Consider the following 14418-nt stretch of genomic DNA (forward strand, 5'->3'; position numbering starts at 1 on the left):
GACGAGGGGGCCCGGGCGTCACTCGGCGAGGGGTAACTCGATCGTGTGAGCCGTGTGCGAGGCCTTGGTGGCGAGGTAGCGCACATTCGCCGCCGACATGTGCACCCCCGTCGGCACCCGCTGGGCCACTTCGATGCCGCTCTTCTCCAGCTGGATCGCCTTGTCGGGGTTGTTGCTGAGCAGCCGGATCCGGTCGGCGCCCAGGGCGAGCAGCATCTGGGCGGCGGCCGAGTAGTCCCGCTCGTCCTCGCCGCGGCCGAGCGCGACGTTCGCCTCGTACGTGTCGAGCCCGGAGTCCTGCAGCGCGTACGCGTCGAGCTTGGCGTAGAGCCCGATGCCGCGGCCCTCCTGGCGCAGGTAGAGCAGGAAGCCACCCTGCTCGGCGATCCGCTCGACGGCCTCGCGCAGCTGGGGCCCGCAGTCGCAGCGCTGGCTGCCGAACACGTCGCCGGTCAGGCACTCGCTGTGCGGCCGCACCAGCGGCGCCCGCCCGCCCGCCGCTGACTTCTTCAGCGCGCGCTGCCAGTCGCCCAGGCCGAGGGCCAGATGCTCCTTGCCGTCGACGAGCCCGTCGAAGGTCATCACCTGTGCGGTGGTCGCGTAGCCGTCGCCGAAACGTAGCGGGACGGTTACTTTCTGCCGCACCGTGGCTTCTAACATCGGTCCTCCTCTTTGGTTCCCCGCTGATCCGCTGTACCCGCTGCCGGAGTCACCGCCACGCAACAGACCGCGAATGTGCCTGTAATCGTGTCGCGGATTATCTTGGACGCAACTGTTCGGCCTGGGTGACGATCGTCGCTCTAACGGAGGCGTCATCGGTGGTTGAGCGTCCTTACACCTTGCTGAGTTGTGGCATGTCCATCGACGGGTATCTCGACGATGCGACCCGCGACCGGTTGTTGTTGTCCAACGAGGCCGATTTCGACCGGGTCGACGCCGTTCGTGCCGGCTGCGACGCGATCCTGGTCGGGGCCGCGACGATCCGGCAGGACAACCCTCGCCTGCTGGTGCGCTCGGCCGAGCGCCGCGCCGCCCGGGTCGCCCGGGGCGAGGCGCCCCATCCGCTGAAGGTCACGGTAACCGGACGGTGTGACATCGACCCGGCCGCGAAGTTCTTCACCGTGGGCGATGTGGACAAACTGGTGTATTGCGCGAGCGGTTCGTGCGGGTCGGCTCGGCAGAAGCTGGGCGAGGTCGCCACGGTGATCGACGGCGGCGACCCGGTCGACCTGCACCGGGTGACGGCCGACCTGGCCGGGCGCGGGGTGCGCCGGCTCATGGTCGAGGGCGGCGGCACGATGCACACGCAGTTCCTCACCGCCGGGCTCGCCGACGAGCTGCAACTGGTGGTTGCGCCGTTCTTCGTCGGCGACTCGCGGGCGCCGCGCTTCGTCAGCGACGGCGACTTCCCGTGGGGGCCGGGCCGCCGGGCCGGCCTGGCCGAGGTGCGCCAGATCGGCGACGTCGTCCTGCTGCGCTACGCCCTGTCCGACCGGTTTGTCCAAAGCAGCCATAAAAGCTAGGCGCCGGCTCGTGCCAGCTCGCGCCCGAGGTGCGGGGCCGGGGCGGCTGCGACACCGTACGGGACCGGCGAGATCGGGGCGGCGACCCGCACCGCGGCCACGGTCCGCAGCTTGACGGCCGCCCGCGTGAGAATGACCACCGCGCCGGGCAGGGCGGCGACGAACGCGAACACCCCGTACACCACCGCGGTCGTAAGGCCCTGGGTGGCGCTCAGCCCGGCCGCGCCGAACGCCCACGCCGTGACGGCCTCGCGCGGGCCCCAACCGCCGATGTTGAGCGGCAGCGACATGGCCAGCAGCGCGAGCAGCATCAGCGGGGCCAGGCGGGTCAGCGACGCCGCCGAGCCGGCCGCGCGGGCCGCCACCACGAACGTGGCCAGGTGACCGACGAGCACGACGACCGAGGCCAGCGTCACGATCGGCCAGTTGCGGCGGGCCAGCAGCCCGGTGCGGATCTCGGCGGCCCCGGTGCGCACGGCCGAGGCGACCCGAGAGCCGCCCTGCCGCAGGCGGCGGAAGGCCAGCGCCAGCACGACACCGGCCAGCAGCAGCGAGCCGAGGACCACAAAAAGCACGAAACCGTGTTGCTGCAGGACGGACAGGACGGGGGAGGGGACGGTGAGCAGCACGGTCACGCCGACGGCGATCAGCACGAGCTGCCCGGCCGTGCGTTCGAGCACCACGGCTCGCACGCTCTTGGCCACGTCGCCCTCGTCGCGCCCGTGCTGCACGGCGCGGTCCACGTCGCCGAGCACCCCGCCGGGCAGCGCGGCGTTGAGGAACAGCGCCTTGTAGTAGTCGGCCACCGCCGTACGGAAGGAAAGCCGCAGGCCGAGGCCGCGCGCCACCAGGCACCAACGCCAGGCGCTGAACACCGTGGTGGCGACCCCGATCGCGAAGGCCAGGGTGAGGGCGGGCCCGTCGATCACCCGCAGGCCGTCGACGAAGGCGCCGGTGCCGAGCTTCCACAGCAGGAAGACCAGGATCCCGGCCCCGCCGAGAATCCTTGCCCAAGCCCAGATACGCCCCACGTCGTCGTCCCCTTCGTCTCGCCCGTCTTCCCCTAGTACGCCAGGACGGGCACAAAGGGTTCAGTCGAAGATCGCCAAAAGATCCACATGCCCGACCGACACGTTCGGCAGCGATGCCAGACGCCCGGCCAGATAGTCGTCGAGGTCGAGCGAGGGCCGCTGCTCACGGGCCGCGCCGACCCAGCCCCGCAGCCACTCGGCGGTCAGCTCGGGGCGGTCCGGGCCCAGCCGCCACGGGCTCGGACGGGTGACGACCGTCGCGCCCGCCAGCTCGAAAGCCTTTCCCGCGTACGCCGGAGCGTCCGGCCCGAGCAGCCGGCGCTCCCCGCTTGTCCGCCGCTGGTGCTCGTCGAACGCCTCGGCGACGGTTGCGTCCAGCGGGCCGGCCGGGTCCAGGCTCACGTCCCCGGCCACCGACAGGGTGAACAGCGCCGGAACCCGGGCCGCGGCCAGCGTCGCCACCAGGGCGTCGATCTCGTCGGAGGTCAGCAGATCGAGCAGCGCCGAACAGGTGACCAGCCCGGTGCCCTCGAGGTCGCGGGTGGTCAGGGCGGTCACGTCGCCGAGCGCGCCCTCGACGGTGACGTCCGGGATCCGCACGTGCGCCGTCGCGTAGTGCAGCAGCTTCGGGTCGCGGTCGGCCAGAATCCAGTGCTGCGGTTTGGGCAGCAGCGGCGCGAGCCAGCGGGCCATCGAGCCGGTGCCGCAGCCCAGGTCGCGGATCACATGGATGCCCTCGGGCAGCCGCTCGACCAGGTCGGCCGCGCGCGCCTCGGCGTCCGCGGGCTCGCGCAGGCCGAGCCAGGACTCACTGAACTCACCGGTCATCGGGGGGCTCCTTCACAGATGGCGGACAGAGCGGAGGCGGTTGCGGACCAGCGCGGGAGGGTTTCCCGGCGGGACCGGGCGGCGGCGCGCAGGCGGTCGCGCAGCGCGGCGTCGGTGAGCCAGGACCGCAGCGCGGCGGCCAGGGCCGGTCGGTCGTCGGGCGGGATCAGCAGGCCGGGCCGGGTGCCGTCCGGGGCTGTGCCGAGCGCCTCGGGCACCCCGCCCACGTTCGTGGCCAGCACCGGGATCCCGCGGGCAAGTGCCTCGGTGACGACCATGCCGTACGTCTCCGCCCGCGAGGCGAGCACAAAAAGATCCGCTTCCCCGTACGCCTCGTCGAGCGCGCCGCCGTGCAGCGGGCCCGCGAAGCGCAGGCGAGGGTCCGAGTGCGGGACAGGTTTGATGATCGCACCGGCGAACGTGCACTGCCAGTCGAGCCCGGCCAGGTCGTTCTCCAGCGCCCCGGCCAGCAGGTCCTGGCCCTTGCGGGGGCTGACCGCGGCCACGCAGAGCAGCCGGCGGCCGGTCGGGCCGGGCACGGTCAGGGGCGCGGGGTCGACGCCGGGCGGGGCGACCTCCACCCGTACGAGATCGTGCATGGTCTTGATGCTGTCGGCCGCCGCGCTGCTGGTGGCAACCACGGTCGCGGCGAGATGCAGGGCCCGCCTTTCCCGGGCGCGCAGGCCGGCGGCCACGTCGGGGGCCAGGCCGGTCTCGTCGCTCAGCGGCAGGTGCACGAGGACGATCAGGCGCAGCCGCTCCGCGTGCGGCTCGAGGATCTCGGGCACGCCGCAGCCGACCAGGCCGTCGATCAGCACGCCGGACCCGTCCGGGATGTCGGCGAGGGCCCGGCCGAGGGCGGTGCGAGCGGCCGGCGCGGGCGAGGGCCACGACCCCGGTACGGCGATCTCGTGCACGTCGGGCAGCAGCGAGAGCACCGTACGGTCGTAGCGGTTACCGCCGCTCGGCGCCGCCGGATCGTCGATGCCGCCGGGCAGCACCGCCCACAACGTCACAGGTCGCGCTCGTACGAGGCCCAGGCGATGTGCGACTCGTGCAAGGTCACCGTGATGCCGGTCAGCCCGGCCGCGCCCGCACCCAGCTCACCCGCCGCGACCTTGCCGGCCAGCCGGTCGGCGATCACCTTGGCCAGGAACTCGGTCGACGTGTTGATGCCCAGGAAGTCGGGCTCGTCGTCGAGGTTGCGATAGCTGAGCCCGCCGCAGATCGCCTGCAGCTGCTGACTCGCGGCGCCGATGTCCACCACGATGTTGTCGTCGTCCAGTTCGGGCCGGCGGAAGGTGGCGTCGACCACGAACGTCGCGCCGTGCAGCTTCTGCGCCGGTCCGTACACCTCGCCGGTGAAGCTGTGCGCGATCATGATGTGGTCGCGGACGGTGACGCTGAACAAGGGCTACTCCTCGGGGTAGTCGATCACGTGGCAGAGGGCCGGAAGGCTACCGTCCGCGAGGCGGGGCAGCACCTCGGGCAGCTCGGCGAAATCGGAATGCCCGGTGAGGAAAGCCTCGAACCGCTCGTCCTTCAGCAGCTCCAGCGAGAGCGCGAGCCGCTCGGCGTAGCTGCGGTGGCGGCCGGGCACGATCCCGCCGACCTGGCTGCCGCGGATCGTGAGCCGCCGGGAGTGGAAGTGCTCGCCCAGCGGCACGCTGACCTGCTTGTCGCCGTACCAGCTGAGCTCGACGACCGTGCCCTCGGCGCGCACCAGCTCCAGCGAACGGGTCAGCCCGGCCTGCGTCGCGCTGGCGTGGATCACCAGGTCACAGTCGCCGAGCGCGTCCTGCGGCGTGGCGAAGTCGACGCCGATCCGGGTGGCCAGTTCGGCGCGCCTCTCGTCGACGTCGACGAGCTGCAGGCGTACGCCGGGAAAGCGCGCGAGAATCGCGGCGGCGCAACCACCCACCATGCCCCCGCCGACCACCGCGATCCGGTCGCCGATCGCCGGGCGGGCGTCCCACAGCGCGTTGACAGCGGTCTCGACCGTGCCCGCAAGCACCGCCCTGTGCGCGGGCACACCCTCGGGCACGACAGAAACCGTCGTGACCGGCGCGACAAACCGGGTCTGGTGGGTATACAGGCTGAAGACGGTCCGTCCGAGCAGCTCAGAGGGGCCTTGCTCGACGACGCCGACGTTGAGGTAGCCGTATTTGACGGGGGCGGGGAAGTCGCCCTCCTGGAAGGGGGCACGCATCGCCGACCACTGGCTCTCGGGAACCCGCCCGCTGAACACCAGCGTCTCGGTTCCCCTGCTCACACCCGTGTGAAGCGTGCGTACGAGCACCTCGTCCGGCCCCGGCGCCCCGATGGCGACCGGGCGGATCTCGCCCCGCCCCGGCTCGGCGATCCAGAAGGCGTACGCGTCACTCGTCATGGGTTTTCCTCCGCCCGCTAGGGGTTCTTTCCTCCGCCCGCTGAACCGAACGCCGTCCGAACTCGTGTCAATCGCTGACGACGGCAACCATACGCGGCGGCCGATCTTGCACATGGAGGCCACGGTGACATCAGTAACCGCACCCACCGGAGTCGGCTCCTCGCGTGCCCCGGTGGTCGGACTGGCCGCCCAGCTCGCCCTGCTGGCCCTGCTCGGCAGCACCCTCGGCCTCACCGCCACCGGCCTGATCGCCGGCGCGGCCTACGGCCTGGTCCTCTGCGGCCTGCTCGGCGCCGGGCTCGACCGCGCCGGCCTGACGACGATCGGCCCGGCGAACGCGGTCACACTGGCCCGCGCGCTGCTGGTCGGCGCGGTGACCGCGATGGTGGTCACGTCGTTCGCCCAACCGGTCAGCACCCCCGTTCTGGTGGTGATCGCCGGGGTGGCCCTGGCCCTGGACGGTGTGGACGGGCAGGTGGCCCGCCGCACCGGGAACACAACGGCCCTGGGCGCCCGCTTCGACATGGAGGTCGACGCCTTCCTCATCCTGGTGCTCAGCGTCTACGCGGGTGACCGTTTCGGCTGGTGGTGGGTGGCGATCGGGGCTTTCCGGTACGTCTTCGTGGCGGCTGCCCTCTTTGCTCCGTGGCTCAACGCCGCTCTGCCGCCCCGGTTCTCGCGCAAGGTGGTCGCGGCTCTGCAGGGGATTGTGCTGGCGCTGGTCACGGCCGATCTGCTGCCGACCTTTTTGACCATGGTCGCCCTGACCGTTGCTCTGGGGTCGTTGACCTGGTCGTTCGGGCGGGATTCTCTGTGGCTCTACAAGGCTTCGCGGATTCGGGCTGCGGCTCGGGAGCGGTGGTCGGGGGCTGCTCCGGCTCTGGTGCATTGAGTTCGGTCGCCCGTGGTCGCTTTCATGCGCCCACCGGATTTCGACGGTCACCCTGTGTGTATTGGTTGCGCTGGTCTTTTGGTGAGTTCCTTTGGTCACCCTGAGACTTCGGTCGCGGTGACCACTCGCGGCCGCTTCTCGCCGCCGGCCGGCTGCAACTCATCATTCTGGGGTCCGGGCCGAAAACCCGATAAACCCTTTGTCACCCACCCGGCGGAGCGGTCTCTCTCTTCTTTGACCGCAACCACCGAATGATGAGTTGCGGCAGGCGCAAGCGATGGACGGCCGTAAGTGGTCACCGCGACCAAAGTCCTGGCGCGACCAGAGTAATCCATCAAACGACCAGCGCGAGCGAAGCGATCAAGAGTAACCGCCGAAATCCGGTGGGCGCACCAATCACTGCACCCGGAAAGCGGCGTCGTGCCCCCCGAAGACATCCGGATGCAGAATCGCAGCGATCGCCTCGACCCCGTCGACCAGACGCGGACCCGGCCGCACGATCAACCCGTCGGCATCGAGCGCCCACACCTCGGCATCGGGGAAATGCGGCGCGACCACGCGAGCCTGCGAGATCGCCCCTTCCAGGTGAAACCCGCACGGCGTGACGAGAACAACCTCGGGATCAGCAGCCGTCAAAGCCGCGTACGTCGTCTCGACCGACCGCGCGCCCCCATTGGCGGCCACCGGCTCACCTCCGGCCGCCGTGACCAGGTCAGGCACCCAATGCCCGGCGGAGAACGGCGGCTCGACCCACTCCACGATCGCCACCCTCTTCCGAGGCCTCCCGGCGACGGCCTGCTCGACTGATTCCAGCCGCTTGCGCAACCCGGCGATCAGGGTCTCGGCGCGTTCGGGGACGCCGGCCGCGTCGCCCACGGCCTGGAAGGTCTGCAGCACCTCGTCGAGGCTGTACGGGTCGAGCGACACCACATCAGCGCGGCAGCCCAGGTGGTCGAGCGCATCGGTGACATGGCCCGACGGCAGCGCACACACCCGGCACAGGTCCTGCGTCAGGATCAGGTCCGGGTCCAGCCCGGCGAGGGCGTCCGCGTGCAGGGTGTAGAGGTCACCGCCGTCGGTGAGCCTGGCCTTCACGTACGCGTCGATCTCGGCGGGGGTCATGCCGCGCGTGTCCTTGCCGCCGACCACCACCATTTTCTCCTGGCGGGCCGCCGGAGGCTCGTCGCATTCGAAGGTGACCCCGGCCAGTTGGTCGCCGAGGCCGAGGGCGTAGACGATTTCGGTGGCCGACGGGAGAAGCGAAACCAGGCGCATGCGCCCAGTGTCTCCCGGCGGGTCAGCCGAAAGTCGTAGCGGCGCCGCTGGATCTGGTCCGCGGGCGGATGCCGGCGGGGGTGCGGCCGTCGATGCTGGTCCTAACTGATCGGCAGGGGGAGAACGATGACGACGGCACCGCTCGAGCACACGGACGTGATCGTCCTGGACTATCTCGCCGCCCTGTGGGCGGAGAGTGAGGACCTGGCGCCCGAGTTGCGGGACGAGCTGATGACGACCGTGGCTGACTACATCGCCATGCGCCGGACGTCGCCGTCGTCACCGATCACGGACCCGGCCGAGATCCTGCGCCGGTTAGGGCCGCCGGAAGCGCTCGTGGCGGCCACCCGGCGTGGCTACCTGCCCCCGCACCTGAAGTTGCCCGCCCTGATCCCGCCTCCCCCGCCGGCCGCCACCGGTGGGGGAGCGGCGGTGGGCGGCGCGGCCGAGTACACCGCGATCGGGCTGATGACGGCGGGTGCGTTCGTGATGCCGGGCGTCGGACCCTTCGCGGGGATGCTGATGGCCAGCGCGTCGCCCCGGTGGACGCCGGCCGAGAAAGCCACCGGCTGGTTCCTGACGATCGGCTCGGGCACGGCCGCGTTCGCCGCCGGGCTGTTCTTCCTGATGCTGGGCACGGCCAACTCCGCCGGCCTGCTGTTCTGCTACATGGTCGCGGTGGGCGGCTCGATGTTCGCCGGCATGCGCATGCTCGACGCCCTGCGCCGCCCGTAGAACGCTCGGGCCGCGGTGCGTGTGTCCGTCGGTCCCGCCGGCGTCGCAGTGGGATCAGGCCGGCTGCGTGCGGCGGCCGGCCTCATCGAGGATCTCGTCGATCACCTGGGCCCACACTGCCATCGGAGGGTACTCGTGGCCGACGCCCTCCAGCCACACCAGCCGTGAGCCGGGGATCTCGGCGCACATCGCCTCGGCCTGCGCCGGCGGAACCACCGGGTCCAGTGTGCCGTGCAGGATCAGCGTCGGGGCGGAGATCTCGCCGAGCCGGTCGCTCACCGGCGGGCCGGCGGCGCAGCGCAGATGGTTCGTCCGGGCCGCGGTCATGTCCTGCGTGCGGTCGAAGACCCGCTCGGCCAGGCGGCGCAGATGCTGATCCTCGGCGGTGAACGGGCCACCCGTGCTGCGCGTGGCGGACACGATGCCCTCGACCGCGCACCGGCGATCCGACCAGCGCCGCTCGGCGTCCACCTGGCTCAGCGCGTACGGGGGGAAGGTTGTGCTCGACGCGATCAAGGTGAGCGACAGGAGCCGGTGCGGGCGCTCGACGGCGATGCGCTGGGCCAGACCGCCGCCCATCGAGAGGCCGACCAGATGGGCCCGGCGGAGGTTGAGCGCGTCGAGCACACCCAACGCGTCGTGGGCCAGGTCGACATCGGAGTACGGCGGTGGGCCCGGCCCGAACGATGTCGACCGGCCGGTGTCGCGGTGGTCGTAGCGGACCACGAAGCGCCCGCCCGCGGCCAGGCGGCGGCAGAACTCGTCGTCCCACCAGTCCATCGAGCTGCTCGCGGCCGCGATCAGCAGCAGGGCGGGATCGCCGGGCTCGCCGAAGGTTTCCACACACAGCTCGATGCCGTTGACCGGCACCATCGTCTCGGTCACCACTTGAGTATTGTGGGCATCACACTTGACAGGCAGGTTAAAACTGGATCACTCAGCCGTGCCGGTCCGCTGTGAAATGCCTTGTTCGGCGGCTGGGGTGTGCTGCGATGTTCGAGTGCTTCCGGACCTGAGCGAATTCACGCCGCACCGGACGGTGTTCGACGCCCCGTTCGAGGGGGAGCCCGTGCCGGGGTTGCGGGCCGACTACTTCCGGCGTCCCGAGGGGGACAGGGTCGCGACCGTGGGCTGCTACTCGGTGGGTGGTCGCGAGTTGCTGAGGGCGTGGGGGTACGCGGACGAGGAACATTGCCGCCACAACGCCGTCAAGGATCCGTCGGGGGAGTGGCATGCCGCGGCCGACGGGTGTCCCGATGTGGAACTGGTGCGTGACGGCCAGGCCGTGGTCGGCCTGGCCGTGCGGGCGCCGTCGGGCGAGTGGATCAGGGCTTGACCGTTGTGGCCCGGGCTTGACCTCGGAGTCCCGGCGGCCGTTCGTCAGGGCTTGACCGGGGCGGGGCGGTTGGCTCTGGCCTGTTGACGCACCACGCGCAGCGAGACGGTCGTCAGGGCGATGGCGATCACGAAGAGCGACAGGTGCAGGTACGGGTTGGCGATCGGCGCGAACCCGATGATCGCCACCGGGATCTGCACGACGGCGATCAGCCCGGCCAGCCACCACCGGTTTCCGCCGCTCCACAGCAGCGCCGTCCACACCGGCGCGGAGACCACGACCAGGGTCAGGGCATCGAGCAGGGCGTGCATCGCCGTGTTGTGAACGGCGTTGTGGGCGAAGGCCTGCGCGGGCGTGGCGAACCAGAGGCCGGCGAGGACAAGGGCGAGTACGGCGGCGGCACGACGCATGGGTTCCTCCAGCGTGATGGGACCGTTGCTCTGTGTCATCACCGTACGGACTCGGTGCCGGTGCCGTAAACGTTCACTCATGCCACGTGCGCGTCATTCACGCCTTCACGCCGCAGGTCACCCGGATCGCCGGATTCGTCCGATCGGCTGTCGGCCGCCGCCCGACCGGGGAGCGGCCCCGCCGTCAGGCCGGGCATGGTCACCCGCAACGGCGATCGACCGTATTGCGTGCCGTTCCTACGCTCACGGCGTGCGCAGACTCGCGGTGGTGCTGGTCCTGCTGGCGCTGCTGCTGGACGGTTTCGGACCGGTTCCGCCGGCGTCGGCGCGGCAGGCCGTGGTGACCCGCGCGCTCGCCCTCGCCCGTGGCATTGACCGGCCGCTGCCGACCACGCTGTGGCACCGCGTGCGTCTCACCGGCCGTCACCCGATCATCCTGTTCAGCCACGGGCTGGGCGGCCTGCCCCGGCAGTTCGCGCCGCTGGCGGAGGGGTGGGCCGAGGCGGGGTACGTGGTAGCGGCGCCCGCCTACCCGCACACGAACGGGCGGGTGCGGGTCGACCGGCATGACATCGTCAACCAGCCGGCCGACGCGGCGTGGGTGATCAAGGCGGTGCGAGCGCTGGACCGCGCGGCCGGGGACCCCCTGGCCGGGCACCTCGACGTGGACCGGGTGGTGGCGGTCGGGTTCTCTGCCGGGGGCACCACGACACTGGGGCTGTTCGGGCCCGGGCATCCGGCGTACCTGCGGGCCGGGGTGGCGATCAGCGGACGGCGGCCGATCGCCTACGGCGGGCCCGCTGCGCCGCTGCTGTTCCTGCACGGCGACCGGGATCGGGTGGTTCCGCTGCGGGCGGGCCTGGACGCGTACTCGTCGGCGCCGTTCCCGGCAAAACAATTCGTGACCCTCCAGGGTGCCCGTCACGGAGAGTTTTTGCGCCCTGGAGACGCTCGGTATGCCCGGGTGTCGGGTCGGATTCTGGCCTTCCTCCAGGCGAATGTCCCGGTCGCCGGACTTCGGAGTCTGTACCCGGAGTGATACCGGTGGGTGCTTTCCTCGTCCGTTCGGTTGGCTCGGTACTGTGAGTGAAGTTGCCTAGGGTGTTCCCGTGCGCCTCATCCATATTCCCGTGACCGCCGCTGTCACTCTGAGTATTGCTGCTGCTTCTTACTCTCAGTTCGACGCGAGGGCCGCCGAGCGGCAGGCCCGGAGTGTTGCCGAGAAGGCGACGTGCCGGGCGGTCGACTCCGCGATCCTGGCCTACGCCGGCGTGCACGGGGACGCCCCCAAGACGGTCCGCGAGCTGGCCGGTTACGTGAAGGGCGACATCTCCGGCTACCGCATCGTCCGCGGCGAGGCGGCCGGGCCGGGCTGCGCCTGACCCCGTCCTCGGCGACGGCCCGCGGCTCGGTACATGCCTTGACAGTTATATAACGTCGGTGGCATGTTGAAGGGGTGGATGCCCTCGCCGCCCTGGCCGAGCCGACCCGCCGCCGGATCGTGGACGCGTTGCGGCTGCGGGAGTGCACGGTGGGCGAGCTCGTGGAGACGCTCGCGATGAGCCAGCCCGCGGTCTCCAAGCACCTTCGGGTGCTGCGGGAAGCCGGGGTAGTCACCGCGCGGATCCGGGCCCAGCAGCGGGTCTATCGGCTCGAACCCGGGCCGTTCCGCGAGCTCGACGCCTGGCTGGCGCCCTATCGGCGGATGTGGACGCACCACCTCGCCGAGCTGGAGCGGCACCTGGAGCACAAGACGGGCGACGGGTCGTCACCCGAGGGCCCGGCGGCGGCCCGTGCCGGGCAGGCCGATCAACCCGCCTCGAAGCCGGGGAACGGTCGAGGGGCTGGTCAGGATGGAGGAGAACGGTGAGTTTTGATGTCGGTGCGGCGAGGGACGCGCGGCTCGAAGGGGCCGGTGAGCCGTGGACTCTGGTGTTCGTCCGGGAGCTCCGGCAACCGCCGCCGGTGGTGTGGGAGGCGCTCACCGACCCGGCCGAGCTCGACCAGTGGGCGCCTTTCGTTCCCGTACGGGATCTCAACGAGCCCGGTGTGACCACGTTCACGATGGTGGACGGGGACAACCGGGAGGACACGCCGGCCGTGGTCCGGGTGGTCGAGGCGCCCAAGGTGCTCGAGTACACCTGGGGGCAGGACCTGCTGCGGTGGGAGCTGGAACCGGCCGGTGACGGGACCCTGCTGACGCTGCGTCACACGCTTGTCGAGCCGAGCGACCCGGCCTCGGTCACGACCGGGTGGCATGTCTGCGTCGTCGTGCTGCAGCACCTCCTGGACGGCGATCCGCACGGTGTCATCCGGGGGCGGGAGGCCGAGCGGTACGGCTTCGACGCGCTCCGGGAGGCGTACGGGAAAATCCTCGGGAGGGCTGCCGGTTAAGTTGGTCGCATGGACGTTGTGATCGGGATCGACACGGGAACGACCGCGACCAAGGGCATCGCCGCCGCGCCGGACGGCAGCCTGCGCGCGTTGACCAGCGTCCACTACCCGTTGAGCGTGCCCGGTTCGGGGCGGGCCGAGCTCGACCCGTTCGCTCTGCGCGACGCCGCGGTCAAGGCCCTGATCGACATCGCCGCAGCCTGCCGCGACAACGGGGATCGTGTGGTGGCGATCGGCCTCAGCGCCTTCCTGCACGCGGTGGTGCCGATGGAGGCGGACGGCGCCCCGCTGGGCCCGCTCGTCACGTGGGCCGACGGCCGGGCGGGGGAGCAGAGCGAGCGCATCGTGGCCGACGGCCGGGGCAGAGGGCTGCAGGCCCGTACGGGAACGCCGGTCCACCCGATGTCGCCGCTGACCAAGCTCGCCTGGTGGCGTGACAACGATCCGGCGGCGCTGCGGTCGACGCCGCGCTGGGGCGGTGTCAAGGAGCTCGTGCTGGCCGGGCTGGCCGAGGGGCCGTTCGTGGTGGACCTGTCGATCGCGAGCGGCACCGGGATGTACGACATCCACGAGCGGCGCTGGGATCCGGAAGCCCTCGAGGTCACGGGTGTGCGGCCGGCCCAGCTGGCCGAGGTGCTGCCCACGACCACCCGGCTGCGGCTGCGTGCCGACGTGGCACGGGCCGCCGGCCTCGACCAGGAGACGCCGCTGATCATCGGGGCGGCCGACGGCCCGCTGGCCAACCTGGGAGTCGGCGCCATCCCGCCCGGGGTCGCGGCGATCTCGCTGGGCACCAGCGGCGCCCTGCGTACGGTGGTCGATCGGCCCACGGCCGACAAGGCGGGCCGGTTGTTCTGTTACGCCCTGACCGAGGACCGATGGGTGATCGGCGGCGCGGTCAACAACGCGGGCTCGGTCGTGCGCTGGGCGGGGCAGAGCTTCGCGGGCGGATTCGAGCGGCCGGGCGCCGAGGGCGAGGACGCCGACGAGCGCGACGCCGCCCTGCTGATCGAGGCCCAGGGCGCCCCGGCCGGCAGCGACGGCCTGCTGTGCCTGCCCTACCTGCTCGGCGAGCGCGCCCCGTGGTGGCGTCCCGGCCTGCGCGGCGCCTACCTGGGTTTGCGTCGTGAGCACGGGCGCGCCCACCTCGTCCGCTCGGCTGTCGAGGGCGTGTGCCAGCAGCTCGCCCTGGTCAAGGATTCGTTCGCGGCCGAGGGCATCGAGCTTTCCTCCGTACGGGCCACGGGCGGCGCGGTCGCGTCGGAGCTCTGGGTCGGGGTGCTCGCGGCCACGCTCAACCTGCCGGTGTCGGTGGCCGACACCCCGGAGGGCACGGCGCTCGGGGCGTGCCTGCTGGCCCGGCACGCCATCGGTGAGCTGCCCGACCTCGACGCGGTGGCCGAGTTCGCGCCGCTCGGCACGCGCACCGAGCCCGACCCGGTCGACGCCGAGCTGTACGCGCGGTTGCGGCCGCTCGTCGAGACGTCGGCGCTGGCCGTGCTGGACGTGGTCAAGGAACTCGACAAGCTCGCGCCGCAGCCACTGCCCACCACCGAGAAGGCGGTGCCGACCGGCCCGCGTTGACGGCCCCGGCACGCCGCACAC

The 14418-nt window shown here is 71.5% G+C and carries 18 protein-coding genes; 9 read left to right on the forward strand and 9 right to left on the reverse strand.

The window, feature by feature from the left end:
• Window positions 1-18: 18 nt before the first annotated feature.
• A complete protein-coding gene (locus C8E87_RS32825) occupies window positions 19-660 on the reverse strand; it encodes a GTP cyclohydrolase II (RefSeq protein WP_133877339.1) in 642 nt (213 codons plus the stop codon).
• A gap of 158 nt (window positions 661-818) precedes the next feature.
• On the opposite strand from C8E87_RS32825, the gene C8E87_RS32830 reads away from it, so the two are divergent.
• Window positions 819-1523, forward strand: a complete 705-nt coding sequence (locus C8E87_RS32830; protein ID WP_133877340.1) for a RibD family protein — start codon at window positions 819-821, stop codon at window positions 1521-1523.
• Here the strand turns inward: C8E87_RS32830 and C8E87_RS32835 are convergent.
• From C8E87_RS32835 to C8E87_RS32855, 5 genes are read right to left on the reverse strand one after another with little or no spacing between them, the layout of a single operon-like run.
• Window positions 1520-2554 (reverse strand): lysylphosphatidylglycerol synthase transmembrane domain-containing protein, encoded by a 1035-nt coding sequence (locus C8E87_RS32835; protein WP_239080165.1) that lies wholly within the window; start codon window positions 2552-2554, stop codon window positions 1520-1522. The genes C8E87_RS32830 and C8E87_RS32835 overlap by 4 nt on opposite strands.
• Before the next feature lie 60 nt (window positions 2555-2614).
• A complete protein-coding gene (locus C8E87_RS32840) occupies window positions 2615-3382 on the reverse strand; it encodes a class I SAM-dependent methyltransferase (protein WP_133877341.1) in 768 nt (255 codons plus the stop codon).
• Window positions 3379-4398: a glycosyltransferase family 4 protein gene (locus C8E87_RS32845; RefSeq protein ID WP_133877342.1), complete on the reverse strand. Its 1020-nt coding sequence runs from the start codon at window positions 4396-4398 to the stop codon at window positions 3379-3381. Before C8E87_RS32845 ends, C8E87_RS32840 begins: the two co-directional genes overlap by 4 nt.
• Window positions 4395-4793 carry a 6-pyruvoyl trahydropterin synthase family protein gene (locus tag C8E87_RS32850; protein WP_133877343.1) on the reverse strand — a complete coding sequence of 133 codons (399 nt, stop codon included), beginning with the start codon at window positions 4791-4793 and terminating at the stop codon, window positions 4395-4397. Before C8E87_RS32850 ends, C8E87_RS32845 begins: the two co-directional genes overlap by 4 nt.
• 3 nt (window positions 4794-4796) lie before the next feature.
• Window positions 4797-5771 carry a zinc-dependent alcohol dehydrogenase gene (locus C8E87_RS32855; RefSeq protein WP_133877344.1) on the reverse strand — a complete coding sequence of 325 codons (975 nt, stop codon included), beginning with the start codon at window positions 5769-5771 and terminating at the stop codon, window positions 4797-4799.
• A gap of 124 nt (window positions 5772-5895) precedes the next feature.
• Here C8E87_RS32855 and C8E87_RS32860 point away from each other — a divergent pair, with 124 nt between their 5' ends.
• Complete coding sequence (locus tag C8E87_RS32860; protein ID WP_239080164.1) at window positions 5896-6663, forward strand: CDP-alcohol phosphatidyltransferase family protein; 768 nt, start codon at window positions 5896-5898, stop codon at window positions 6661-6663.
• A gap of 396 nt (window positions 6664-7059) precedes the next feature.
• Here C8E87_RS32860 and C8E87_RS32865 read toward each other — a convergent pair whose 3' ends face one another.
• Window positions 7060-7938 carry an ABC transporter substrate-binding protein gene (locus tag C8E87_RS32865; RefSeq protein WP_133877346.1) on the reverse strand — a complete coding sequence of 293 codons (879 nt, stop codon included), beginning with the start codon at window positions 7936-7938 and terminating at the stop codon, window positions 7060-7062.
• A gap of 126 nt (window positions 7939-8064) precedes the next feature.
• Here C8E87_RS32865 and C8E87_RS32870 point away from each other — a divergent pair, with 126 nt between their 5' ends.
• A complete protein-coding gene (locus tag C8E87_RS32870) occupies window positions 8065-8673 on the forward strand; it encodes an HAAS signaling domain-containing protein (protein WP_133877347.1) in 609 nt (202 codons plus the stop codon).
• 54 nt (window positions 8674-8727) lie between these two features.
• On the opposite strand, the gene C8E87_RS32875 is transcribed toward C8E87_RS32870, so the two are convergent.
• A complete protein-coding gene (locus tag C8E87_RS32875) occupies window positions 8728-9561 on the reverse strand; it encodes an alpha/beta fold hydrolase (RefSeq protein ID WP_239080163.1) in 834 nt (277 codons plus the stop codon).
• A 112-nt stretch (window positions 9562-9673) separates the two neighbouring features.
• On the opposite strand from C8E87_RS32875, the gene C8E87_RS32880 reads away from it, so the two are divergent.
• Entirely contained in the window at window positions 9674-10009 is a 336-nt protein-coding gene (locus C8E87_RS32880) for a hypothetical protein (RefSeq protein WP_133877348.1), read from the forward strand.
• 44 nt (window positions 10010-10053) lie between these two features.
• Here the strand turns inward: C8E87_RS32880 and C8E87_RS32885 are convergent, their stop codons facing one another.
• Window positions 10054-10458: a hypothetical protein gene (locus C8E87_RS32885; RefSeq protein WP_239080162.1), complete on the reverse strand. Its 405-nt coding sequence runs from the start codon at window positions 10456-10458 to the stop codon at window positions 10054-10056.
• A gap of 211 nt (window positions 10459-10669) precedes the next feature.
• On the opposite strand from C8E87_RS32885, the gene C8E87_RS32890 reads away from it, so the two are divergent.
• The 5 genes from C8E87_RS32890 (at window position 10670) to C8E87_RS32910 (ending at window position 14397) form a co-directional block, all read left to right on the forward strand.
• On the forward strand, window positions 10670-11458 hold the full coding sequence (locus C8E87_RS32890) for an alpha/beta hydrolase family protein (protein ID WP_133877349.1): 789 nt from the start codon (window positions 10670-10672) through the stop codon (window positions 11456-11458).
• A 70-nt stretch (window positions 11459-11528) separates the two neighbouring features.
• A complete protein-coding gene (locus C8E87_RS32895) occupies window positions 11529-11801 on the forward strand; it encodes a hypothetical protein (RefSeq protein ID WP_133877350.1) in 273 nt (90 codons plus the stop codon).
• Between the two features lie 74 nt (window positions 11802-11875).
• Window positions 11876-12289 (forward strand): ArsR/SmtB family transcription factor, encoded by a 414-nt coding sequence (locus C8E87_RS32900; RefSeq protein ID WP_133877351.1) that lies wholly within the window; start codon window positions 11876-11878, stop codon window positions 12287-12289.
• Window positions 12286-12813: an SRPBCC family protein gene (locus tag C8E87_RS32905; RefSeq protein WP_133877352.1), complete on the forward strand. Its 528-nt coding sequence runs from the start codon at window positions 12286-12288 to the stop codon at window positions 12811-12813. Before C8E87_RS32900 ends, C8E87_RS32905 begins: the two co-directional genes overlap by 4 nt.
• A 9-nt stretch (window positions 12814-12822) precedes the next feature.
• The gene (locus tag C8E87_RS32910; RefSeq protein ID WP_133877353.1) at window positions 12823-14397 is read left to right on the forward strand and encodes a gluconokinase; all 1575 of its coding nucleotides are present in this window, start codon (window positions 12823-12825) and stop codon (window positions 14395-14397) included.
• The last annotated feature ends 21 nt before the right edge of the window (window positions 14398-14418 follow it).

It is taken from the genome of Paractinoplanes brasiliensis (genome assembly GCF_004362215.1).
Lineage (GTDB): Bacteria > Actinomycetota > Actinomycetes > Mycobacteriales > Micromonosporaceae > Actinoplanes > Actinoplanes brasiliensis.